This is a genomic window from Streptomyces sp. NRRL F-5126 (genome assembly GCF_000721265.1).
Classification (GTDB): Bacteria; Actinomycetota; Actinomycetes; order Streptomycetales; family Streptomycetaceae; genus Streptomyces.
The window spans coordinates 199,243-223,058 of sequence record NZ_JOFZ01000002.1 but is presented as its reverse complement, the minus strand read 5'-3'; the positions used below and the strand labels follow the sequence as shown (position 1 = coordinate 223,058).

Sequence of the window (23,816 nt, the reverse complement as noted above, 5' to 3'; positions counted from 1 at the left end):
CGCACGCGGCGCGAGCGGCGTCAGCCGCGGGCCGTCAACCGGCCGCCGCGAGCAGTGCGCTCAGCGCCGATGCCTGGGTGCGCCAGTCCCTGGCGTTGGGGTGGTCCGACGACGTCGCGCCCGACCACCGCTCGCCCAGCCGGTTGAGGGTGTCCCGGTCGGCGGACCAGATCGAGTCGGCCTGGGTCGTCGCGAAGGAGCGGTAGGCGCCGCCCGTGACGCCGTCGAGGTCCTGCAGGTAGCGCATGAACACGCCCTTGAACTGCTTGCCGTTGTCGTCGCAGTCGGAGGTGACGGCGTCACACTTGTCGGTCAGGATGCCGCCCGTCGTCAGCGCGGGCGAGCCGATCGCCGCGTCGGCAAGCGCCCGCGCCTGGGCCAGCGCCGAGGCGTCATGCGTGGCGCGCCACACCTCCACGCCGGCACCGATCGCGAGCCCCTGGTTGTAGGAGTACACCGTCTGCCCGTTGTTCTCGCACGTGGACGTGTTCAGGCCGTCGTTGACCAGCCCCGACGAGTTGATCAGGCCGCTGGACACGTACCACTTCCATGCCGTGGACGCCCGGCCGAGCCAGAGTGTGTCGCCGGGGATCCGGTTGTGCAACTCCGCCGTGAGGCGCACGTAGAGGCCGTTGGTGACGGCGTTCTTGTACGTCTTCTCGCGGTCCCACCACACACCGCCGCCGCAGGTGTCGTCCCAGTAGCCGTTGACGTAGGAGGCGATGGTCTTCGCCTCGTCCAGGTACTTGGCGTCGCCCGTGAGGTCGTACGCGTCGATCCAGGCGAGCGCCCACCACTCCGTGTCGTCCGTCGCCCGGCTGATGAAGTCGCCCTCGATCGGGTCCGAACTCCGCGCGCCTGCCGGGAAGGTGCCCTTGTTGATCTCGAAGCTGCGGTCGATGATCCACTCGTACGTGGTGTCGCCTGTCTGCCGCATGTAGTCGATGACGGTGGCGAGGGCGACCGCCGAGTTCCACCAGCTGGACTTCCAGTAGGCGGTCCGGGGATCGTAGGACCACATCAGCGCGTCCGCCGCCGCGGCGGCGCGTGAGGCGGCCGGCCTGGCCCAGGCGGTGCAGCTGCCGTTCTGCCCGGTGACGGCACGGCCGCAGGCGCGGACCGCGCCGCCGTACAACCGGCCGAGCGGGTCGGACGTGTTGATCTTGTCGGTGGTCGTCGACGTGGCGCCCGCGGGGACGCTCGTCCTTGACATCGAGGAGCCGTCCGGCCAGGTCGCGCCCGCGTCCCAGGACCGGTCGAGCCACACCTCGTCCCCCGCAGCCCCGCCCCGCAGGGTCGCCCATGCCATCCCCGCGTCGTCCATGTGCAGGGCGATGACGCGCCCCTCCAGGGTGGTCGCGGGCACCGGCTGGGCGTCGCCGGTGCCCGATCCGGGGGACGCGCCGTCGCAGCGTTCTGTGCACACGCTCAGGTGCGCCCAGTTCGTACAGGCGACGCCCTGGGCGTCGCCACAGGCGCGCAGCACGGCGCGGCGGTGGTTCGTGGGGTCGTAGAGGTTGTACATGAGCGTGCGGGTGCCGGTCCAGGTGGACGGGATGGACGCCTTGCCGAGCAGACCGTCCCAGGTCTTGCCGCCGTCCCACGAGCGGTCCAGCCACACCGAGTCGTCGAGCTGCCCGTCGTCGATGCTGGCCCAGGCCATGCCATCGGGGTCGGACACGTGCAGTTCGATGCGGCGCCCGTTCTCCTCCTTGTTGGGCACTGGGAACGTTTCGGCCCGCGCCTGGGAGGGATCGCGGGTGTCGCAGTACAGGGCGCAGACCTGCGTCGCCGCGTGCGCGTGCTGGGCGGAGGACAGCGCGAGGGACTGGAGGCACGCGACGAGCAGGGCGAGCAGTGCGAGGGGCACGAACCGGGTTCTTGCCATCAGGATCCCCCATCGTCCGCGGGCCGCCTGCGTCCTTCGGCGTTCTCCCGGTATTGAGGCACCGTTGTCATGTCCAGTCAAGACTGCCCCGCGCGGACCTGGGTCGCGGCGCCGCATGGTCAACTATGCGTCAGGACAAGGGATTTGCCCGGACCATTGACGCGCCCCCGTGCGCTGGCTACGTTGCCGAGAGCGCTCTCCACGTTGAGTACCTGACAACGTTGTCTTCCCGTCAAGGAGTACCACTCACCCCCCAGGAGAGAAATCCATGAATCCCCCCTCAGCGGGCGCGACTCGCCCGCGTCGGCGCAGATCGCTCCCCCGCCGTCGGCGCCTCACCGGCTTCCTCGCGGCCGGCGCGGGCGCCGCGCTGATGTGCACGTTCGCGATGCCCGCCCAGGCCGCGCCCGCCGCCGTGCACGCGGCGGCGAAGAAGGCCGACGCGCTGGTGACGTCACCCGCGTCCCTCGTGAACCCGTTCATCGGCACCTCCAACCAGGCCAACGACTTCCCCGGCGCCGACGTCCCGTTCGGCATGGTGCAGTGGAGTCCCGACACGCCGTCGCGGCCGCCGGGCGGCGGGTACGAGTACAACGACTCGTCGGTCACCGGCTTCAGCCTGACCCACATCGCCGGGCCCGGCTGCGGCGCCGCCGGGGACGTGCCGGTGCTGCCGACCGTGGGCGCCGTGGACAACTCGGCCACTGACTCCTTCTCGCACGGCAACGAGTCCGCCTCGGCGGGCAGTTACAAGGTCGCGCTCGACAACAAGGTGACGACCGAGCTGACCGCGACCACCCGCAGCGGCATGGCGCGCTTCACCTTCCCGTCGACGACCAGCGCGAACCTCCTGTTCAAGCTCTCCGGCAGCCAGAACGGCGCGTCCTCGACGCAGTTCAACGTGGTCTCGGACACGGAGGTGAGCGGCCAGGTCACCAGCGGCCACTTCTGCGGCGCCGGCAACACGTACACCGTCTACTTCGACATGGTCTTCGACAAGCCGTTCACCGGCCAGGGCACGGCCGCCGCGAAGTCCGCGGGGACCCTGCACCCCGAGTCCACCAAGCGCGCGTCGAAGAACGCGCCGGAGAAGGCGAACAAGCCGACGCTCCACGGCACGATGCCGAAGGCCCACGGCAAGGCGGCGACCGGGTCCGCCGCGCCCGACGCCGCCGCGTCCAGCGCGCATGTCACCTTCGACACCACCTCGGACCCGGTCGTCCAGGCCAAGGTCGGCGTCTCCTACGTCTCGGTCGCGAACGCGGTCGCCAACCGAAGCGCGGAGAACCCCGGCTGGAACTTCGACAGCACCCGCGCCGCCGCGCAGAGCGCCTGGAACTCCGCTCTCGGCAAGATCAAGATCGGCGGCGGGACAGCCGACCAGCAGAAGATCTTCTACACCGCGCTCTACCACTCGCTGCTGCACCCCAACGTCATCAGCGACACCAACGGCCAGTACTACGGCTTCGACGGGAAGACCCACACCGTCGACTCCGGCCACCACGCCGCGTACGCCAACTACTCGGGCTGGGACATCTACCGCTCCCAGGCGCAGCTGGAGGCGCTGGTCGACCCGCAGGCCGCGTCGGACACCGCGCAGTCGATGGTCGACGACTACGCGCAGACGGGCATCTTCCCCAAGTGGTCCGAGGACAACGGCGAATCCTACGTGATGGTGGGCGACCCGGCCGCCGCGATCATCGCCGACTACCACGCGTTCGGCGCCACGGACTTCGACACGAAGGCCGCTCTTTCCGACCTGGTCAAGCAGGCGAGTACCGCCAACAACGACCGGCCGGGCCTGAACTACCTGAACGCGCCGGGCTACGAGCCGCACGACGGCAGCTACGGCTGCTGCAACTTCTACGGCCCCGTCGCCACGACGCTGGAGTACAACACCGCCGACTTCGCCCTCTCGGCGTTCGCGGGCGCGCTCGGCGACACCGCCAACCAGCACACGTACGCCAACCGCGCCCAGGACTGGCGCGGCACGCTCGACCCGTCCTCCGGCTTCGTCGAGCCGCGCGACGCCGACGGGACGTGGGTGAACGGCTTCGACCCGACGAGCGGCACCGACATGGTCGAGGCCGACTCATGGATCTACACCGGCATGGTGCCGTTCGACGTGGCCGGGCTCGCCACCGCCAAGGGCGGCAACACCGCGATGAACCACTACCTGGACAGCGTGCTGCGCAGCTACACCGGAGCCGACGGCTACGCGTGGGTCGGCAACGAGCCCAGCATCGAGCTGCCGTGGGAGTACGACTACACCGGTGAGCCGTACAAGACGCAGTCGACGGTGCGCTCGGTGCAGGATCAGATCTGGGCCAACAGCCCGAGCGGTCTCGCCGACGGCAACGACGACCTCGGCGCGATGAGCGCGTGGTACGTGTGGTCGGCGCTCGGGATGTTCCCGATGACGCCGGGCACGTCCGACCTCGCGCTCGGCTCGCCGGTGTTCACGCAGGCCGTCGTCACGCTGCCCTCGGGCAAGACCCTGACGATCAACGGCAACGGCGCGGCGGACAACGCCCCGTACGTGCAGTCTGCGACGTTCAACGGGTCGGCGTGGAACAACGCCTACGCGCCGACAACCGCGATCACCGACGGCGGCACCCTCAGCTACACCCTGTCCACCAGCGCCGACACGGACTGGGCGGCCGGCTCGGCCGCCGCGCCGCCCTCGTACGGCGGCGATGTCGCCGCTCCCCCGAAGCCGCGGGTCGGGGCCGTGAAGTCGGCGGGCGGCCAGTGCGTCGACGACGCCAACTCGTCGACGTCCAACGGCTCGGCGATCCAGATCTGGGGCTGCGACAACACGGCGGCGCAGGACTGGGTGATCGCGACCGACGGCACCCTGCGCACCCTGGGCAAGTGCCTCGACGTCTCCGACTCCGGGACGACGAGCGGCACCAAGGTCCAGCTCTACGGCTGCAACGGCTCGGGCGCCCAGCAGTGGAAGCCGGGGGCGAACGGCTCGCTGGTCAACCCCGAGTCCGGGCTGTGCCTCGACGATCCCAGCGGCTCCACGACCGAGGGCACCAGGCTGCAGATCTACACGTGCAACGGCAGCGGGGCGCAGAACTGGACGCTGCCCGCCGCCCCGGCCGCCCGCACGGGGGCGGTCACCGCCGGCGTGGGCTCGAACCTGTGCCTGGACGACAAGTCGGCGGGCACCGCCAACGGCACACCCGTCCAGATCTACACCTGCAACGGCGGCGGCGCGCAGGACTGGACCGTGAGCGCGGACAGCACGCTGCGGGTCGAGGGAGGATGCCTGGACGTGTCCAACAGCGGTACGTCCAGCGGCACACCCGTGCAGTTGTGGAACTGCAACGGCAGCGGCGCCCAGCAGTGGCGGGCCACGGCGAGCGGCCAGTTGATCAACACACACTCGGGGCTGTGCCTCGACGACCCGGACTCGTCCACCGCCAACAGCACGCAGCTGCAGATCTACACCTGCAACAACAGTTCGGCGCAGAAGTGGACGCTCCCGGCCTGACCGGCCACCACAAAAACCGCGCCACCGCGCCACCGCGGATGCCCGCCGGCCGCACCACGGCCGGCGGGCATCCGCGTGTACGGGCAGGGTGAGGAGCAATTCGCTGTCGGGTTCCCGACGTTGTCGGATCCCTCCGCTGTGGGATGCCCTGCGACGGGCCTAGGGTGCCGTCCGCCCACCGCCGATGGGGCCGGTCCGGTGGCGCCCGCCTCCCCAAGCGGCGCCACCGTACCGACAACTCCCGGCACCCCCCATGGAGAGGACATCATGAAGCGCAGACTCATACCCAGGCTGGCCGGCTTCGCGACCGTCGCGCTGACGACGGCCACCTCGGGGCTCGCCCTCCTGCCCGCGAGCGCGTCGGCGAGCGAGCCGTCGATCCAGCCGGCCGCCTGCGCCACCCCGCAGGCGGGCCACGCCAACTGCTGGGCGGAGCGGCTCACCAGTGTGCGGGGCCGCAAGGGCCTGCAGAAGTCGGCGCCGTCGGGCTACGGCCCCTCGGACATCCAGGCCGCCTACGACCTGCCCCAGGCGGGCAAGGGCGCCACGGTGGCGATCGTCGACGCCTACGACGACCCCAACGCCGAGTCGGACCTGGCCACGTACCGCAGCCAGTACGGCCTGCCGGCCTGCACGACGGACAACGGCTGCTTCAGCAAGGTGAACCAGCGCGGCGGCACCTCGTACCCGAAGGGCGACAGCGGCTGGTCGGCGGAGATATCGCTCGACCTGGACGCGGTGTCGGCGGCCTGCCCGCAGTGCCACATCCTCCTCGTCGAGGCGGACGACAACAACGACAACAACCTGTACACCGCGGTCGACGAGGCGGTGGGTCTCGGCGCCAAGTTCGTCTCCAACTCCTACAGCTCCTCCGAGAGCTCCGGCCAGACGCAGAGCGACAGCCACTGGGACGTACCCGGCGTGCTGTTCGCCTTCGCCACCGGCGACAACGGCTACAGCGGCGGTACCCAGTACCCGGCCTCGGCCACGAACACCCTTGCCGTCGGCGGTACTTCGCTGCGCCGCGACTCCAGCGCGCGGGGCTGGGGCGAGTCCGTGTGGAGCGGCGCGGGATCCGGCTGCTCGGACTACGAGACGCAGTCGTCCTGGCAGGCGGACGTGAACACCGGCTGCCGCGGTGAGGCGAACTCCGACGTGTCCGCCGTCGCCGACCCGCAGACGGGTCTCGCGATCTACGACACCTACGGGCAGAGCGGCTGGGCGCAGTACGGCGGCACCAGCCTGGCGACCCCGCTGATCACCGCCATGTACGCGCTCGCCGGCACCCCGGGCGCGCAGGACGACCCGGCCTCCTACCCCTACGCGCACACCGATCAGCTCAACGACGTCACCTCGGGCAGCAACGGCAACTGCGGCTCGGCGATCTGCTCCGCGCGCACCGGCTGGGACGGCCCCACCGGCCTCGGCACGCCTGAGGGCGTCGGCGCGTTCACCCCGGGCGGCAACCAGCCGCCCCCGACCGGCGACCTCAAGGTCACGAACCCGGGTGCGCAGACGGCCACGGCCGGTACGGCGATCACCCCGCTGAAGAACTCGGTCTCCGGCGGCACCGCGCCGTACACCTGGTCCGCCTCCGGCCTGCCCGGCGGCCTGTCGATCGCCTCCTCGACGGGCACGGTCGGCGGGACGCCCACCACGGCCGGCACCTACCGCGCCACGCTCACCGCCAAGGACAGCAAGGGCAAGACCGGCACGGCATCGTTCACCTGGACCGTCAAGGGATCGGGCGGCGGCGGCACGGTCACCGTCACCGACCCGGGGCAGCAGGTCGGCTTCACCGGCTTCCAGGCCTTCCCGCTCCAGATGCGGGCCACCGACAGCGACAACGAGCCGCTGACCTACTCGGCCACCGGCCTGCCGCCCGGTATCACCATGAGCTCCGCCGGCGCCGCCTCCGGCACGCCGACCCGGGCCGGCACGTACTCCGTCACCGTCAAGGCCGCGGACGCCGACGGCGCCTCCGGCTCGGCCACCTTCTCCTGGGTCGTGTACCAGGGGATCTGACCGGGGAACCCGCGGCGGCACGCACGCCCCGAACGTGCGGCCGCCGCGGGCCCGCCCGGTCCCGCGTACCAAGCCGTAAGGTGCCGCTCCATGACCCATCTGCTGAAGCCGGTCGGGCTCGGCCCGGTGGAGAGCGACGTCTACCTCCACCTGCTGTCCCACGCCCACGCGGCAGTGCCCGGCATCGCCGGGGCCCTCGGCCTCACGGCGCCGCGGGTGCGCACCGCGCTCTCCCGGCTGACGTCGGCCGGGCTCGCCAACCGGCTGATCGGCCGCCCCGCGCGGTACGTGGCCGCGCCGCCCGAGGTCGCGCTCGACTCGCTGGTGCTCCACCACCACCAGGTGCTCGACGAGCTGCGCGCCCAGGCCCGCGAGCTGTCGCTGCGCGCCAAGGTCGCCGCCGGCACGCAGCCGGGCGACCTCATCGAGGTACTGGACGGCGCCGACGCCGTACTGCGCACGCTGACCAGGCTTGAGCTCGGCGCCCGACACGAGGTGTGCATCATCGACGCGCCGCCCTACCTCTCACCCGGCACGCTCAACACCAACGAGCTCCAGGCGCTGGCACGGGGCGTGGCCTACCGCGGCATCTACCACGCACCCACGCTCGCGGCCCCCGGCACGCTCAGGCTCCTCGACCGCTACCTCGCGGAGGGTGAGCAGGCTCGGACGCTGCCGGACATCCGCATGAAGATGCTGATAGCCGACGGCGAGCTGGCCGTCGTCCCGATCAGCTTCACCGGCGACGACGCCGCCACCCGCCTGCTGGTGCGGCCCTCCCCCGTGCTGGACGCGCTGAAGCTCGCGTTCGAGGCGCTGTGGAACCGGGCCACCCCGGTCGGCAGGGCGTCCGCGGAAGACGCCCCGAGTGGCGGCGGGCACCCGCTGTCGCCGCGCGACCTCGCCATCCTGCGCCTGCTGGCCAGCGGTGCCAAGGACCGCAGCATCGCCCGCGCCCTCGACGTCACGGAGCGCACCGTGGAGCGGCGCGTGGCGGAGATCGTGCGGATGCTGGACGCGTCGACCCGGTTCCAGGCGGGCGTCCAGGCAGCCGCACGGGGCTGGCTCTGACGGGCGGGGGTTCAGCCGGTGGCCGGCGCCCTGTCGTTGGCGCAGCGGAAGCCCATGTTGCCCGACGAGGAGTCCGGGGTGTTGGAGGAGCGTGCGGCTACCCGGTAGCGGTTGCAGTAGGAGTCGTGGCACAGGTAGGAGCCGCCGCGGATGACCCGCGCCGTCCCGGCCTGCGGGCCCTGCGGGGCGTCGGTGGCGGACTCGGCGTAGTAGGAGGGCGAGAACCAGTCGCCGCACCACTCCCACACGTTGCCCGAGGTGTTCCACAGGCCGAAGCCGTTGGGGCGGTAGGCCTTGACCGGCGCGGTGGTCAGGTAGCCGTCCTCGGCCGTGTTGACGTCGGGGAACCGGCCCTGCCAGATGTTGCAGCGCCACCGTCCGCCCGGGGTGAGGTCATCGCCCCAGGGGTAGCGGCGGCCGGACAGCCCGCCGCGTGCCGCGTACTCCCACTCGGCCTCGGTGGGCAGGCGCTTGCCTGCCCAGCGTGCGTAGGCGGCGGCGTCGTTCCATGAGACGTGGACGACAGGGTGGTTGTCGCGGCCCTTGGTGTCGGAGCGTGCGCCGTCGGGCCGTCGCCAGTGGGCGCCGCGCACGTTCACCCACCAGGGGGCTCCGGCCGCGCCGCCGAGGATGTCGGACGACGGCGCGTCGACCGCGAGGTGGAAGACGGCGGAGGAGCCGTAGCGTTCCGCGTCGGTGACGTGGCCGGTGGCCTTGACGAAGGTGGCGAAGTTGGCGTTGGTGACGGCGGTCGCGTCGATGTGGAACGACGGGAGGCGCACCGCGTGGACGGGTGTCTCGCCGTCGGCGGGGTAGCCCTCGCCGAAGCCGTCGCCCATGGCGAACTCGCCGCCGGCCAGCAGTACCTGCCCGCGTTTGGAGAACGCTCCGGCGGTGGTTTGCGGACCCCGCCGTGCCACCTGGTGTGACGCGGCGGGGTCGGCCGGTGCGGCGGCCGGGGTGCAGCAGGGGTGGTGCTCGCTGGTCATGGTTCGTGGTCCTCGGTCGCGGTGCCGGCGCCCGTGCCGCCGTGTGCTATGCCTGGTAGGTGGATTCGTCGAGTCCGCTGAGGGTCGGGTCGTGTTCCACCTCTCCCACGTCGTACATCGACGTCATCCAGTGGTAGAAGTTGTCGCCGCGCTCGCGCAGTACGCCGTACAGCCGGCGCATCATCCGTGAGCGTACCTCCGCGTGCTCCGGGTCCGCGTAGACGTTGCGCAGCTCGTCGGGGTCGTCGTGCAGGTCGTAGAGCTCGTTGACGGAGTCCGGGTTGACGACGAGCTTGTACCGGTCCTCGCGCAGCATCCGCTGCGGGTAGGGGAAGTGGTGGCCGTGGAACTCGCAGACGATGTCCTCGTCCCACTCCACCTCCTCGCCCTGGACGAGCGGCAGCAGGCTGCGCGAGTCGACGGCGGGCTTGGGGTCGACCCCCGCCAGTTCGAGGATGGTCGCCGTGCAGTCGAGCAGGGAGACGAACTCCCGCCGTACGACGCCGCCGGGCGCGCCCGGCACGCGGAGCAGGCCGGGCGTGCGGTAGATGTCCTCGTACATCGCGGGGCCCTTGTCGTGCAGCCGGTGGGAGCCGGTGAACTCGCCGTGGTCGCAGGTGAAGAACACCGCGGTGTCGTCGACGAGCCCGAGCCGCTCCATGGCCTCCATGACCCGGCCGATCTCCCGGTCGATCAGCGACACGTAGCCCCAGTAGACCGCGATGAGTTTGCGGGTCTGCTCGATCGGCATGGTGTCGAACGTCCAGTGCGCGCTGTAGTTGCGCTGCACGGGCGGTTTGCCGTCGAAGGTCTCCGCGATGGACGCCGGCAGTTCCACGTCCGCCGGATCGAACATGTCGAAGTACGCGTCGGGGAGTATGTACGGCAGGTGCGGCCCGAAGAAGTGCAGGGCGAGGAAGAACGGCTGCTCGCGCTGGCGCGCGTCGGCGGCGTACCGCTCCAGCCTCTCGATGGCGCGGGTGGCCAGGTAGTGCTCGAAGGTGGCCTCCACCGGCTGGTGCAGCCGCGCGGCGAGCAGGTTGCCGGGGCCGCCGTTGGGCAGGACGCCGCGGATACGGTCGCTGATCCGGTAGGGCGGCAGGTCGCGCTGCGCGAGGTAGTCCAGGTAGTCGGGGTTGTCCACCGGGTTGTGCCAGCCGGGCAGTTCCGGCCCGTCGAATCCGTAGTCGGCGGCGGTGCGCCGGTTTCCGGCGTGCCACTTGCCGATGAGGCCGCAGTTGTAGCCCTTCTCCCGCAGTGCGCGGGAGAAGGTGAACTGGTCGTCGGCGAGGTCCTCGATGTAGCCGACGTTGCGCTCGCGGTTGGCGAGCAGTTTGTGGCGGAAGGGGGCCTGCCCGGTCAGCAGGCTGGCCCGTGCGGGTGTGCAGATCGCGGTGGGTGTGTACCAGCGGTCGAAGCGGGTGCCGGTCGCGGCGAGTTCGTCGAGGACCGGGGTGCGCGCCAGCGGGTTGCCGTAGCAGCCGAGGGTGTCCGCACGGTGCTGGTCGGTCATGAGGAAGAGGATGTTCTTGCCCGCGGGGGCGGCAGGCGTCACTTGCCGGCCCCGGTGAAGAGGTCGCCGGTGTAGTACGTCTTCGGGTCCACGGGCTTCTTGAGCTTGCCCGCCTGGACGAAGTAGTCGTTCAGGCCCGTCAGCCACTTGTCGATGGTGCCGTTCTTGGTCAGTGTGTCCAGCTTGTCGAGGCTGAGCACCTTGTTGTTGGAGGCGTCCGCCTTCACCTGGTCCTCGGGGATGGAGAGCTTGTCGGCGGTGAGCTTGATGGCCTCGTCCATGTGCGCGGAGCGGTAGGCGATCGCGTCACGCAGCACGGCGAGCACCTTCTTCGACTCCTTGGGCTTCTTGGCGACGAACTGGTTGCTCGCGACGAACGCCGTCGGGAAGGCGACCTGCTTGGAGAAGTCGGAGTCCTTGGCCAGCTCGACCATGTCCGGGACCTGCTTCTTGATGGTCGCGGCGGCCGGGTACCAGAAGCCGGCCGCGTCGACCTTCTTGGACGAGAACGCCGAGACGATGGTCGACGGGTCCATCGGGACGGTCTTGATGTCCTTCTTCGTCATGCCGGCGTTCTTCAGGGCGAGGGTGAGGATCATGTCCCCCGAGGTTCCCTCGGGCACGGCGACGGTCTTGCCCTTGAGCTGCTTCATCGAGGTGATGCCCGGCTGCGCGATGACGCGGTCGGCGTCGCCGAGCGTGTTGATCGCGACGACCTTGGCCTTGCCCTCCGCGGGCAGCCACATCGCGCCGGGGCCGATGTAGCCGAGGTCGAGGCTGCCGGCGCCGAGGGCCTGGATCTGCAGGGGCCCGTTGGTGAAGACCTTCGTGTCGGCCGAGAGGCCGTGCTTGGCCCACATGCCCTTGGCGTCGGCGATGGCGATCAGGCTGGTGCCGTTGAAGTCGCCGATGTAGCCGACATGCACCGTCTCGCCGCCCTTGCCCCCGGAGGAGTCGCCGCCGCAGGCGGTCAGCAGGGCACCGGCGGTGAGGCAGGCTGTCGCGGCGGCCAACGCGCGGTGTGAGGTCGTGAGTCGCATGGGTGTGTCCTTCGGGATCGGTCAGTGGGTCGTGGACGGCATCGGGGCGGCGGTGCGGCCGTCCTGGTGGTAGACGGAGTGCCACACGCGGTTGCGCAGCGCGGTGAACTCCGGGCTGAGGCGGAAGTCCTCGTCGCGGGCTGCGGCGCCGACCTCGACGACGTCGTAGATGCGGCCGGGCCGCGCGGCCATGACGATCACTCGGTTCGCCAGGAACACGGCCTCGTCGACGTCGTGCGTGATGAACAGGACGGTGCGCTTCTCCTTGCTCCAGGTGTCGAGGAGCTGTTCCTGCAGCTTGACCCGGGTGAGCGCGTCGAGCGCGCCGAACGGCTCGTCCATCAGCAGGATCGACGGGCCTACGGCGTACGCGCGGGCGATGGCGCACCGCTGCCGCATGCCGCCGGAGAGCGTCTTGGGCAGCGCGTCGGCGAATTGTTCGAGTCCCACAAGGGCGATGAAGTGCTCGGCGCGCTTTCGGCGTTCTGCCTTGGGCACGCCCGCGGTGCGCAGGCCGAACTCGACGTTCTGCCGGACCGTGAGCCAGGGAAAGAGGGCGTACTGCTGGAAGATCACACCGCGTTCCGGCCCGGGCCCCGACACCGGTGATCCGTCGACGAGTGCGCGTCCCGTGGTCGGCTCGTCGAGGCCGGCGAGGATGTTCAGCAGGGTGCTCTTGCCGCATCCGGAGGGGCCGACGACGGTGACGAACTCGTTGTCCGCGATGTCGAGGGAGAGGTTGTCGAGCGCGGTGAACGTGTCGCGTCCCAGCGCGAAGGTCTTGGTGACGCCCTGGACGGATATCTTGGCCGCGTTGCTGGTCATCGGCGCTCCTGCCATCCGGTGAGCTTGCGTTCCGCAAGGAGCAGGAGCCGGTCCATGAGCAGACCGAGTATCCCGATCGAGATGAGGCCGACGAAGATCGTCGGGAGGTCGTAGTAGAGCTCGGCGTTCTGCATCCGGTAGCCGAGGCCCTGCTGGGCGGCGACCAGTTCGGCGGCGACCAGGGTCGCCCAGGACGAGCCGAGGCCCACCCGCATGCCCACGAGGATGAACGGTGTGGAAGCGGGCACCACGACACGCGCGAAGATGGTCGTGTCCTTGGCGCCGAGCACCCGGGCGGCGTTGATGAGTGTGCGGTCGACGTTCACCACGCCCTGGAAGGTCGAGATGACGCAGGCGAGGAACGAGGCCAGGAAGATGACGAAGATCTTCGGCGTCTCGCCGATGCCCATGACCACGATGGCCAGCGGGATGATGGCCAGCGGCGGGATGGTCCTGAAGAACTGGATCCACGGCTCGATCAGACTGCGCAGCACGCGGTACCAGCCCATGAGGAAGCCCACGGGGATGGCGACGGCCGTGCCGAGCGCGAAGCCGACGACCACGCGCATCAGGCTCGCGGACACGTCCTTGGCGTAGGTCCCGTTGCCGATCAGCGTCCCGGCCTTCGAGATGACCTCGGGCGGCGTCGGCAGTTTGAGTCCTGCGGCTGCCAGGGCCCACCACAGCCCGATGCCCAGCGCGATGGACAGGGCGTTCAGGGTGAGGAACAGCGCGCTCTTGCGCGGCCGCGGCCGCGGTGCGTTCCCGGCACCCTGCCCGGCGTCGGAGGCGGTGGCCGCCGCGGGCGCCTCCTCGGCTGTGGCTTTGGCGCCCTGCTTGTCAAGGACGGACATGGGCGGCTCCTTCGGTGGTGGAGTTGGGTGCGTCGGGGGCATCGGTCCCCTCCTTCACGTCGGTGCTCTCCGGATAGCCCGCGAGGAGGGGGGAGTTGTGGAAGACCGCGGCGAGGGCTCCGATGGCGCCGTCGTCGTCCGACAGCCGCGCCGCCTCGACGACGGGGCCGGCCGACGCGACCGGGAAGAGTTCGGCGGCGAGCGTGGCGGCGACCTGTTCCACGAGGACGGGCGCGAGCCGGGTGATCTCGCCGCCGATGACGACCTTGGCGGGGTTGAGGGTCATCGTCGCCGCTCCGATGACGCGCCCCAGCGCGGCGGCCGCCTCGCGCAGCACCCGGTCGGCGACCGGGTGCGCGGCGGCCACGGCCGCGGCGAGGTCCTGGAGGTTCTCCAGCTGGAGGCCGAACTGCCAGCAGGCGGCGAGGATCCCGGGCACGGAGGCCACCGTCTCCAGGCAGCCGCGCTTGCCGCACCGGCACGGCCGGCCGGCCGGTTCCACCGTGACGTGCCCGAGCTCGCCCGCGAGCCCTGCCGAGCCCGTGACCAACTGGCCGCCGACGACGAGCCCGCCGCCGACGCCGTCGGAAAGGCGCACGTACACGAGGTCGGCGACGCTGTCGGGGCCGCTGATCGCCTCGGCGAGTGCGGCGAGGCGGGTGTTGTTGTCGACGATGACCGGCGCGTCGAACCGTTCGGCGAAGGCCACGTCGACGCCTTCGGGCGCCGGGCGGAGCACGGGCGCCCCCGAGGCGGCGCGCGGACCGGCGGAACCGGCGGGCCCGTCCGGGGCCGGGTAGGGCCCGGGCACGCCGATGCCGATGCCCTGGATGGCGCCGAAGTGGATGCCCGACTCGGCGCTCAGCCGGTCGACGAGACCGAGCGCGAGATCGGTGCGCGTCCCCCAGGACGCCGCACCGTCGTAGCGCACGGCGTCGGACGCCATGACCTCGTGCGAGGCGTCGGCGATGACGACGTGGACGCGCCGGTGGCCGAAGTCGACGCCCATGAACTGCGCCGACGCCGGGTCGAGCGCCAGCCGTTCGGCCGGCCGCCCGCTGCCCGCGCGCCGTGAGGCGTCGGTGTCCACGACGACGATGGCGCCCCGCTGGAGGAGGCTGCCGGTGATCTCGGAAAGCGTGGTGCGCGACAGGCCGACGACCCGGGCGATCTCGCCGCGGCTCATGGCGCCGTTCTCCTGCAAGGCACGCATCACGCGGTCCTCGTGGGTGCGCCTGACCAGTACGTGCACTCCGGTGGGCAACTGCATGCCGGTCAACGTAGGGAGGCCGGGAAATTCCGTCAACACTCCGACAGAAAAAAGCGTGAAACAGTGCGGCGGCGCTCCGGGGCGGGCCGAGGCGGGACTGTCCCCGCACCACCGGACCTCTCAGGGCGTCAAGTTCGGTCCCAACCTCGCCCGTTATCCAATCGTGACACAGTCGTCCGGACCATCCGCATCTCGCGGGACCTGCGGAAACACTCTGGTGCACCGGAGGTTCGAGATGCTGGATGCCACGGATTTTTCGTCCGGTGTGTTGACGGAAATGGAGAGCCGTACACATGCTGTGCGCCGTGCCGACCAGGGACTGCCCCCACCTGTCCCAGCTGCCGGTGCTCCCGGGCATCGGCGTTCCTGACGACAAAGGAGAACGTGACTGATGAGCAGCACAGAGAGCGGGTTCCGCCGGCGCGCCCTGCTGGCAGGTATGGCGGGCGTGGGAGCGGCCGTGGCGCTGCCCACCGCCGCGGCGCAGGCCGCGCCCGCGTCGGCCGGCAGCGCGTCCGGCGCACCGTCCGGGGCGGTCGCGTCCAAAGGCGCCTCGAAGGGCCGCCATCTGTCCAACTGGCCCGACCCCGAGCCCTACAGCCTCGCCGACACCCGGCTCGACCTGTGGCCCCGCGACGACAACTCCTTGATCCTGCCCCTCCAGTTGCGGCCACGCGACGAGGAACTCGGCCGCGTCTGGATGCGGGACTTCTACGTCAACTGCTTCCGCGTCGACGGCCGTCCGCTCTACGTGGCCACGGGCACCACCCGCGTGCCGGGACTCACCGCCGCCGCCCCCTGGAACGACGGCATCTTCGTATGGACCGCCCGCTCCATCGAGGGCCCGTGGCACCTCGCCGACACGACGGGGATCCGGCCGGGCGCGGAGCGCGGCAAGGTGTGGTCGCCCGAGTTCACCGACGAGAACAAGGCCGGGCGCACCGTCGTCGCCCCGTGGCAGGAGTACTGGCACGACGACCAGTTCGGCAAGCGCGGCGAGGTCTGGGCCCCCGAGATCCACCGCTTCCGCGACACCTGGTACATCGTCGCCTGCATGGGCGACCACTCCCAGCTGGTCGGCTCCTTCATGCTGGTGAGCGACGGCGGCGTCGAAGGCCCCTACCGGCTCATCGAGGGCAACGTCGACAAGCCCTTCGGCGACTCGTTCATCGGCGGCCCGAAGTTCATCAAGCCCGGCGCCTACCACCACATCGACGGCAGCATGTACTCCGAGGGCGACGACGCCTGGCTCGTGCTCCACAACGACCTGTACGCCAAGTTCAGGGACGACATGGAGGACATCGTTCCCAACACCGGCCTTCCCACGTTCCAGCAGCACCCGTACTCGCCCGAGCCGTACCGCGAGGGGGTGTACATGTTCAAGTACGGCGGCAAGTACTACCTCGTCCAGAGCGCGTGGGACTGGACGTCCGTCAACGCCGACGGCACGGTGCGGCAGGCCTACGACACCGGCGGAGCGGGGCACACGCAGTTCCAGTACGACGCGGTCGTCGCCGTCTCGGACAGGTTCGAGGGCCCGTACTCCGAGCGCTGGACCATGGGTGTCGGCACCGGACACAACAACATCTTCGAGGACCACCACGGCGGCCTCTGGTCGACGTTCTTCCGCAACCCCAACGCCGGCTACTGGTCCAATCCGTCACGCGTCGACGACGGCGCCGCGGCCGGGGTCGTGCGGCTGGAGTGGACCGGGCGGCCGGACGGCCGCCTTTACGTGGAGCGCGGGAAGCGCTGACGTACCGGCGGACGCGAGGTTCAGCCGCCCAGGCGGATCACCACGGCGTCGGCCCTGACGTCCCCCGCGTACGCGAAGTGCAGGACGAACGGGATGTGTTGGCCCAGGCGTAGGGGGCGCCGCAGCCGGACCATGACGTCCTGGTCGTAGGCGTGCATGCGGACCGTGCCGTGCGCGGGGACGGGGAGGGTGACGCCCATGCTCATGGTCCCGGCGTGGTGCGCGGTCACCGTCCTGGCGAGGACGGCCGGTCCTGTGGCGGCCGACGTCACCGAGGTGAGTGTGTCGTTTGTGGGTCCCGTGTTCTCGATCCGGAAGAAAGCGGCGGTGGTCCGCGCGCCGAGCAGCGGCCGGTAGACGGTGCCTCGGGAGACGGTCACGTGGCTGGGCCTCGCCGCGTGACCGCTCCTCGACCACGCGGTGAGGCCGAGGAGCGCGAGCGCGCAGCACAGGACGGGGACCGCGAGGGCACGCAGTCCGCGCGCCGCCGCCCGGGCCCCGTCCACGGCGGGCAGCGCCCGGGGCCGGTTCGCGTCGCTCATCGCGCGCCCCCGCGTCCGGCCGCGCTCCCCCGGCCGGCGTGCGCGCGTGGCCCCAGCGCGGCACGGGGTGTTCGGCGCGGCCCGGGCCGCCAGGTGCGCAGGCGCAGGCTTGACGCGACGACGAGGACGGAACTGGCGGACATGGCGGCAGCCGCGATCATCGGAGCGAGCAGCCCGAGGGCGGCAAGCGGCAGGGTGACCGCGTTGTACCCGAAGGCCCACAGCAGGTTGCCCCGCACGGTCGTCATCGTCCGCCTGGCCAGCAGGACGGCGTCCACCAGGGCCTCGATGCCGTCCTCGCGCACGAGTGTCACGTCGGCGGCGCCGATGGCCGCGTCCGTGCCGCCGCCCATGGCGATGCCGAGGTCGGCGGCGGCCAGCGCGGCCGTGTCGTTGACGCCGTCACCGACCACGGCGACACGCTGCCCGCGCCCGCGCATGTCCCCCACGAGCCGCGCCTTGTCCTCGGGGCTCTGACACGCGTGCACCTCGGTGACGCGCAGCCGGCCTGCGACGGCGCGCGCCGGGCCCTGCCCGTCTCCCGTGGCGAGGACGACGGAAAGGCCGAGGCGGCGCAGCCGCTCGACGGCGCGGTAGGCGGAGGGCCGCAGCATGTCCCCGATCTCGATGAGCAGTTCGGGACGCTCGTCCACGACGGCGACCACGGCCGTGTGCGCGCGGGAGGACGCCGCGTCCCGCGCTCGCGCGAGTTCCTCCGGCAGGTCGCCCGCCGCGCTGCGCACCACCACGCGGCGGCCCTCGACCGTGCCGCGCACGCCCGAGCCCGCGGCGGCGGCGAAGTCCGTGACCGTCGGGAGTTCGGCCCCGGCCGGCCGGCGGCGTGCGTGAGCGGTGACGGCCCGTCCCACCGGGTGCTGCGAGGCGTGCTCGACGGCTCCCGCCAGGCGCAGCGCGACCAGCTCTCCGCAACCCGCCGGGTCGGCCGTCACCGAAAGGACCGACATGCGGCCGGTCGTGAGGGTGCCCGTCTTGTCGAGCACCACCGTGTCGACGCGCCGCAGCGTTTCGAGCGCGCGTGGGCCCGAGACGAGGACGCCGAGCCCGGCGCCGCGCCCGGTCGCCGCGAGCAGGGCCGTCGGGGTGGCGAGTCCGAGCGCGCACGGGCAGGCGACCACCAGGACGGCGACGGCCGATGTCACCGCGGCGTGCGGGGACGCGCCCGCGCCGAGCCAGAACCCGACGACGGTGACGGCGAGCGCGACGACGGTGGGCACGAACACCCCGGCGACGCCGTCCGCCACGCGCTGCGCGCGCGCCTTGCCCGCCTGGGCGTCGGCCACCAGCCGGGCGATACGGGCGAGCCGGGTGTCCTCGCCGACCGCGGTGGCCCGCACGACGAGGCGGCCGCCGGCGTTGACCGCGGCGCCGGTCACGGCGTCGCCCGGCCCGACCTCGACGGGCTCGCTCTCGCCCGTCACGAGGGAGAGGTCGACGGCGCTGCGCCCCTGCGTCACCACTCCGTCCGTGGCGACGCGTTCGCCGGGACGCACGGCGAACAGGTCGCCCACCCGCAGGGTTTCCGCGGCGGCGCGGTGTTCGCGTCCCCGGTCGTCGAGGACGCTCGCCTCCTTGACGGTCATGGTGGCGAGCGCACGCAGCGCGGCGCCCGTGCCCCGCCTGGCGCGCCCCTCAAGGGCCCGTCCAAGCAGCACGAACAGCGGGACGCCGACCGCGGCCTCCAGGTAGATGCCCGGAGCGCCCGGGTCCGTGGCGGGCGCGAGCGAGAAGGGCATGCGCATGCCCGGCTCACCGGCGCCCCCGGCGAACAGCGCGTACACGGACCAGCCGAAAGAGGCGGCGACGCCGAGGGACACGAGCGTGTCCATGGTGGCGGCCGAGTGGCGCAGTCCGCGCAGCGCGCGCCGGTGGAAGGGCCAGGCACCCCAGGTGGCGACGGGCGCGGCAAGGGCGAAGGAGAACCACTGCCAGTCGCGGAACTGCAGCCCGGTCACCATGGACAGCACGAGTACGGGGACGGCGAGCAGCGCCGTCAGCAGGAGCCGGGTGCGTGCGGCACGCTCCTCGTCGTCCGCCTGCGTGCCGGCGCCGCCGTACGACTCGTGTGTCCCGTCGTTCGGGCGCCGGCGTACCTCGGCCTGGTAGCCCGCGCGTTCGACGGCCGCGATCAGGTCCCCGGGCGTCACGCCGGCGCCGTGGTGCACGCGGGCGGTGCCGGTCGCGAGGTTGACGGTCGCGCTCACGCCGTCGATGCGTGCGAGCCGCTTCTCGACGCGCGCCACGCAGGCCGCGCACGTCATCCCGGTCACCGTCAGGTCCGTTGTGGCCGGCCTGGTCGCGCCGGCGGTGTCATGGGCCATCACATGCCGCCCATGCCGGACATGCTGCCGGGGCCGCCGGTACCCGTGGCCCCTCCGCCGCTCCCGGTGCGGTGCAGGCCGGGGGCGGCGGGCCCGGCGGCGGAGCCGACCGCGTACGCCACGGTGAAGACGGCGGCCAGCAGGACGGCGAGCCCGAGCAGCGGGAGGAGCCCGAAGAGAGGTGCGCCCGCTGCGCGGCGGCGTGCTGCCGGTGCGGGAAGGAGGGGGGTCGTCACAAGTGATTCCTGGGAAGCGTGCGGAGGTTGGGAAAGCCGGACCGCGGGTCCCCTTCGGCATCACGCGGGTCCCGTTCCGCATCAGTAGTCGTACGGGAGGCGCGCCGGGTTCCCGCGTCTACGCGTCGACGGGCGCCACAACCCGGGCGCACCGGCCCCGGGCCGCGGGTGACACCATGAGGGGCACCATGCCTGCCGAACGCGGAGTGCGAGCGCTGAGGGCCGCTGTGTTCGCGGCCGTCTGCGTGCTACTCGGCGCCATCGGCCACGAGCTGATGTCCGGCATGGCACTGCCCTGGTGGGCCCTGGCCGGTGGCGCCTGCGGCACGGCGCTCGCCGCATGGTCCTGCGCGGGCCGGGAGCGGTCGGCGCCATGGGTCGTGGCCTTCACCGTGGCGGTGCAGGCCGCCCTGCACACCTGCTTCACCCTGGCCCAGTCGGCCACCGCGGCGGCCGCGGGGCCGCGGCCGCCGTCCTTCACCGTCCAGTGGGCGCGCTCCCTGATCTGCGGCCCTGACGCGCACTCCCTGACGCTGCGCGAAGCGACTCGCGTCACCGTGAGTGCCGGCCTCGGCGCCCATCCGTCGGCCCCGCCGCCCGGGATGGGCTCGATGGCGGACCCAGGCGCGATGGCGGGCATGGGCGGCATGGGAGGCATGCGGGGCGGCCAGCACGGACACGCGGCGATGGGTCTCCTGCCGCACGGCATGTCGGGGACGGGCATGCTCGCCGCGCACCTGCTGGCCGCGCTGGCGTGCGGCCTGTGGCTCGCCCACGGCGAGCGTGCGGCGTTCCGCCTCCTGCGCGTCCTGGCCCAGTGGTTCCGCGCCCCGCTCGTCCTGCCCGTCCCGCACCGCGCCGCGACACCGCGGCGGCCCCTGCCCGCGCTCCCCCGCGACCACGGCGTGCGCCGGCCGCGGCGGCTGCTGCTCACACACTGCGTCATCACGAGGGGCCCGCCGGCCGCGTCCGCTGTCGTCTGACAGCAGGCCGTCCCGGGACCGCGCCCCGCGGCCCGGGCATCCCGCCGTGCCCGCACGGCGGTCCCCTCACCGTGGCGGCGGTGCGGCGCGCGTGCGCACCCGCGGCCGCCGCGGAACTCCGCGAAGGAAGCAGACCGATGACTCCTGCTCTCCACGCGCCCCCGAGGCCGAGCGACGCATCGATGACCGCTTGGGCCCTGGCAGCGCGCGACGGCGACCACGACGCCGTCGACCACTTGGTGCGCGCCGTGCACCGTGACATCCGGCGCTACGTCGCGTACCTCGCCGACGATCCCCAGGCCACCGACGACCTGACCCAGGACACGTTCCTGCGGGCGCTCGGCAGCCTCAGCCGCTTCGAGGGGCGCTCGTCCGTCCGCACGTGGATGCTGACCATCGCGCGGCGCGTCGTCGCCGACTCCATCCGCCGCGCCGGGTCGCGCCCGCGGCTCGCCGACCGCGACGACTGGCAGCTCGTCGCCGAACAGGCCCAGGACGGCCCGCTCTTCCCCGTCGAGGACCGCGTCGTCCTGCGTGAACTGCTCGGCGCGCTGTCCGAGGAGCGGCGCAGGGCGTTCCTGTTGACGCAGGTGCTCGGCCTGCCCTACGAGGAGGCCGCACTGGTGTGCGCCTGCCCCGTGGGGACGGTGCGCTCACGGGTCGCCAGGGCGCGCAGGTCACTGGCCGTGATGGTGCTCGACGGGGCGGGCGGAGAGGAGGCGGCGGCGTCCGGCACCGCGGCATGAACGAGTGGCCTCCGTCCCCGGGTCCTGGGGACGGAGGCCACCGTGCGGCCCTGCGATCCGTCAGGCCAGAACGGCCAGCATGACCGCCATGCCGAGCGCCATCGCACCGTGGCAGCACAGGTCGTATGCGGCCAGCCCCTGGCGGGCAGCCGCCGGGGGCGCCGCGGCGGGCAGTGCGGGCCCGCCCGCCGTGCGGGGCGCGAGACGCGCCCCGTCGAAGCCCCTGGCCAGCCACCACAGGGCGAGGACGAGGAAGGCCAGGGCGAGCAGCCAGGCCACGGTGGCGTCCGGTCCCCGCAGCGTCATCGTGGCGGTGCTGCCGGGGGCGGACATGTCCATCCCCGGCATGTCCGCCATCGCGTCCCCCGCGCCGCCCGCGCCCGGCATCGGACCGCCCGCCATCGCGGCGGCCATCCAGGCCATCGCGCCCATCGCCAGCGCGTGCGGCAGGGCGTGGCCGAGCCCCCGGGCCAGGCCGCCCCGCGGAGCCCGTACGAGCCAGGCACGCGCAAGAGGAACCGCCGGGAACCAGGCGGCCGCCAGAACGAAGAACACCACCTGGGGGACGGCCGGCACGCGCATCCCGGCCGGCCACACCATCACGGCCATCGCGACCGCCATCACGGCGTGCAGGGCGTGCGCGACCCGGTCGGTGGCACGGTGCCCGTGCGCCCCTGCAGTGCGCGGGCCGGCGGCCACGCGCCAGGCCGCGTACGCGGCGATGGCGGCGAACAGGGCCGTCATCAGCCACTTCAGTCCGGTGGCCGCAATCACAGCGCCACCCTCCTTCGCTGTACGGCACCGGCGACGAGGTCGGCGCAGAGGAACAGTGCGAGCGGGATGCCGAACAGCGGCAGGTAGTACCCGAGCACGCACACCGCCACCGCGACCGGGGCGAGCACACTGCCTGGCAGCCTGCGCCACGCCCCGCGCGACGGAGGGCGGCCGAACACGGGTTTCCGAGTCCTGGTCGGCCTGCGCCGCCACCACATCCGGTATCCGAGCAGCACCATGGCGATCAGGCACACCGCGAGCACGGCGAGCACGATCTGGTTGGCGAGTCCGAACAGCAGGCCCATGTGGGCGTCGATGCCCCACCGGGTCAGCTTGGCGAGTACGGGGTAGTCGGCGAAGCGCAGATGCGCCGTCACCGCCCCCGTCGCGGGATCGACGGCGACGGAGTCCTGGCCCTCGGGCCACGACCTCTTGTTCTCCTTGACGACGTACGCGACCCCGGGCTTCGCGGGCGGCGTGACCAGCAACGGGCCCGCAAGACCCGCCCGGTGTCCCGCGCCGATCGCGGCGTCGATGCCGACATCGCGCGTGCCGGTGGCCGGTGCTGTGCCCTGCCGTTGGGGGAGGGCGGTCGACACGGACGGGGTGCCGCCCTTCAGGGAGTCCTGCACCTTCCCGATGCTCGCTCCGGCATGTGCCGACCAGGTCAGGCCCGTCGCGGACAGCGCGAGCAACCCCACCGACACCCACAGCCCGATGGCGCCGTGCCAGGACACCGTGCGCCGGCGGCCGCCGCCGGACCGCGGCAGCAGGGTGTGCCGCAGCCGCCGGGCGCGCCGTGGCGACCCGAGCCGGAGGGCCAGGCCGCCGAGCACCTCGACCCACAGCCAACTCGCAGCGAACTCACTGTAGTTGCGGCCGATGTCGCCGAGGTGCAGGTTGCGGTGGAGGCTGTCGAGCCAGGCACGCACCGGGAGCCAGTCCCCGTTGGTGCGCAAGGTGCCGAGCACCGTGTCGTCGTACGGGTCGACGAAGGCGGTGGTGGTGTCGCCGTCGGGCAGGCCGGGGACGGTGAACGCGACCCGGGTGGACGAGGTGGCCGTGGCCGCCGGCTCCACGGACTCGAGAGTGCCGTTCGGCACGGCCTCACCCGCGGCGCGCACCTGGTCCGCCACGGGGCGCGGACTCCCGGCCGGGGCAACCGTCAACTCGTGCCGATAGATTATGTGTTCGAGCTGCGGCGTCGTCGTGTACGCGAGCCCGGTGACCGCGGCGACGATCAGGAACGGGCCGATGCAGACGCCCACGTAGAAGTGCAGGCGCATCAGCAGTGGGCGCACACACCGCCAGGCACCCACCCCGCCGGGTTCGGGGCCGGGCACGGGGCCGGGAGCCGCGCCCCGGCGCCCGGCCGCCTCCGGCGGCGCCGGGGACGCCGCCGCGAGATCACTTGTCACGTTGGGGAACCTTCCCTGAGGGGCACACCGGCGCCTCCGCCGGAC

18 protein-coding genes are annotated in these 23,816 nt (G+C 72.2%); 6 read left to right on the top strand and 12 right to left on the bottom strand.

Going from position 1 to position 23,816, the window contains the following annotated elements:
* Positions 1 to 34 precede the first annotated feature (34 nt).
* On the bottom strand, positions 35 to 1,888 hold the full coding sequence (locus tag IH48_RS0105230; protein WP_030899704.1) for a glycoside hydrolase family 76 protein: 1,854 nt from the start codon (positions 1,886 to 1,888) through the stop codon (positions 35 to 37).
* A gap of 268 nt (positions 1,889 to 2,156) precedes the next feature.
* Between IH48_RS0105230 and IH48_RS33040 the strand changes: the two genes are divergently transcribed.
* The 3 genes from IH48_RS33040 (at position 2,157) to IH48_RS0105215 (ending at position 8,486) form a co-directional block, all read left to right on the top strand.
* A complete protein-coding gene (locus tag IH48_RS33040; RefSeq protein ID WP_037841047.1) occupies positions 2,157 to 5,390 on the top strand; it encodes a lectin in 3,234 nt (1,077 codons plus the stop codon).
* Positions 5,391 to 5,657: 267 nt separating this feature from the next.
* Positions 5,658 to 7,415, top strand: coding sequence for a putative Ig domain-containing protein (locus IH48_RS0105220; RefSeq protein WP_051839186.1), 1,758 nt, complete (start codon positions 5,658 to 5,660; stop codon positions 7,413 to 7,415).
* Positions 7,416 to 7,505: 90 nt separating this feature from the next.
* Positions 7,506 to 8,486 (top strand): helix-turn-helix domain-containing protein, encoded by a 981-nt coding sequence (locus tag IH48_RS0105215; protein ID WP_030899699.1) that lies wholly within the window; start codon positions 7,506 to 7,508, stop codon positions 8,484 to 8,486.
* Between the two features lie 11 nt (positions 8,487 to 8,497).
* On the opposite strand, the gene IH48_RS0105210 is transcribed toward IH48_RS0105215, so the two are convergent.
* From IH48_RS0105210 to IH48_RS0105185, 6 genes are read right to left on the bottom strand one after another with little or no spacing between them, the layout of a single operon-like run.
* Positions 8,498 to 9,475, bottom strand: coding sequence for a formylglycine-generating enzyme family protein (locus tag IH48_RS0105210; RefSeq protein ID WP_030899697.1), 978 nt, complete (start codon positions 9,473 to 9,475; stop codon positions 8,498 to 8,500).
* A 46-nt stretch (positions 9,476 to 9,521) separates the two neighbouring features.
* Positions 9,522 to 11,030, bottom strand: coding sequence for a sulfatase-like hydrolase/transferase (locus IH48_RS0105205; RefSeq protein ID WP_078849497.1), 1,509 nt, complete (start codon positions 11,028 to 11,030; stop codon positions 9,522 to 9,524).
* The gene (locus tag IH48_RS0105200) at positions 11,027 to 12,028 is read right to left on the bottom strand and encodes an aliphatic sulfonate ABC transporter substrate-binding protein (protein WP_030899693.1); all 1,002 of its coding nucleotides are present in this window, start codon (positions 12,026 to 12,028) and stop codon (positions 11,027 to 11,029) included. The genes IH48_RS0105205 and IH48_RS0105200 overlap by 4 nt, the downstream gene beginning before the upstream one ends.
* Before the next feature lie 21 nt (positions 12,029 to 12,049).
* Positions 12,050 to 12,853, bottom strand: coding sequence for an ABC transporter ATP-binding protein (locus IH48_RS0105195; RefSeq protein WP_107059242.1), 804 nt, complete (start codon positions 12,851 to 12,853; stop codon positions 12,050 to 12,052).
* Positions 12,850 to 13,707, bottom strand: coding sequence for an ABC transporter permease (locus tag IH48_RS0105190; protein ID WP_030899691.1), 858 nt, complete (start codon positions 13,705 to 13,707; stop codon positions 12,850 to 12,852). Before IH48_RS0105190 ends, IH48_RS0105195 begins: the two co-directional genes overlap by 4 nt.
* On the bottom strand, positions 13,694 to 14,977 hold the full coding sequence (locus IH48_RS0105185; protein WP_030899689.1) for an ROK family transcriptional regulator: 1,284 nt from the start codon (positions 14,975 to 14,977) through the stop codon (positions 13,694 to 13,696). Before IH48_RS0105185 ends, IH48_RS0105190 begins: the two co-directional genes overlap by 14 nt.
* Before the next feature lie 391 nt (positions 14,978 to 15,368).
* Between IH48_RS0105185 and IH48_RS0105180 the strand changes: the two genes are divergently transcribed.
* Positions 15,369 to 16,733 carry a family 43 glycosylhydrolase gene (locus IH48_RS0105180; RefSeq protein WP_030899688.1) on the top strand — a complete coding sequence of 455 codons (1,365 nt, stop codon included), beginning with the start codon at positions 15,369 to 15,371 and terminating at the stop codon, positions 16,731 to 16,733.
* Between the two features lie 20 nt (positions 16,734 to 16,753).
* Here IH48_RS0105180 and IH48_RS0105175 read toward each other — a convergent pair whose 3' ends face one another.
* From IH48_RS0105175 to IH48_RS0105165, 3 genes are read right to left on the bottom strand one after another with little or no spacing between them, the layout of a single operon-like run.
* Positions 16,754 to 17,275 (bottom strand): copper chaperone PCu(A)C, encoded by a 522-nt coding sequence (locus IH48_RS0105175; protein ID WP_030899687.1) that lies wholly within the window; start codon positions 17,273 to 17,275, stop codon positions 16,754 to 16,756.
* Entirely contained in the window at positions 17,272 to 19,614 is a 2,343-nt protein-coding gene (locus IH48_RS0105170) for a heavy metal translocating P-type ATPase (protein ID WP_051839184.1), read from the bottom strand. Before IH48_RS0105170 ends, IH48_RS0105175 begins: the two co-directional genes overlap by 4 nt.
* The gene (locus tag IH48_RS0105165) at positions 19,614 to 19,850 is read right to left on the bottom strand and encodes a hypothetical protein (RefSeq protein WP_037841046.1); all 237 of its coding nucleotides are present in this window, start codon (positions 19,848 to 19,850) and stop codon (positions 19,614 to 19,616) included. Before IH48_RS0105165 ends, IH48_RS0105170 begins: the two co-directional genes overlap by 1 nt.
* A gap of 188 nt (positions 19,851 to 20,038) precedes the next feature.
* Between IH48_RS0105165 and IH48_RS0105160 the strand changes: the two genes are divergently transcribed.
* Both IH48_RS0105160 and IH48_RS0105155 read left to right on the top strand, forming a co-directional pair.
* Entirely contained in the window at positions 20,039 to 20,833 is a 795-nt protein-coding gene (locus IH48_RS0105160; protein ID WP_030899682.1) for a hypothetical protein, read from the top strand.
* A 137-nt stretch (positions 20,834 to 20,970) separates the two neighbouring features.
* On the top strand, positions 20,971 to 21,579 hold the full coding sequence (locus IH48_RS0105155) for a sigma-70 family RNA polymerase sigma factor (RefSeq protein ID WP_030899680.1): 609 nt from the start codon (positions 20,971 to 20,973) through the stop codon (positions 21,577 to 21,579).
* Positions 21,580 to 21,639: 60 nt separating this feature from the next.
* Here the strand turns inward: IH48_RS0105155 and IH48_RS0105150 are convergent, their stop codons facing one another.
* Both IH48_RS0105150 and IH48_RS0105145 read right to left on the bottom strand, forming a co-directional pair.
* Entirely contained in the window at positions 21,640 to 22,353 is a 714-nt protein-coding gene (locus tag IH48_RS0105150; RefSeq protein WP_030899678.1) for a DUF5134 domain-containing protein, read from the bottom strand.
* Entirely contained in the window at positions 22,350 to 23,771 is a 1,422-nt protein-coding gene (locus IH48_RS0105145; protein WP_030899676.1) for a PepSY-associated TM helix domain-containing protein, read from the bottom strand. The genes IH48_RS0105150 and IH48_RS0105145 overlap by 4 nt, the downstream gene beginning before the upstream one ends.
* Positions 23,772 to 23,816: the final 45 nt, after the last annotated feature.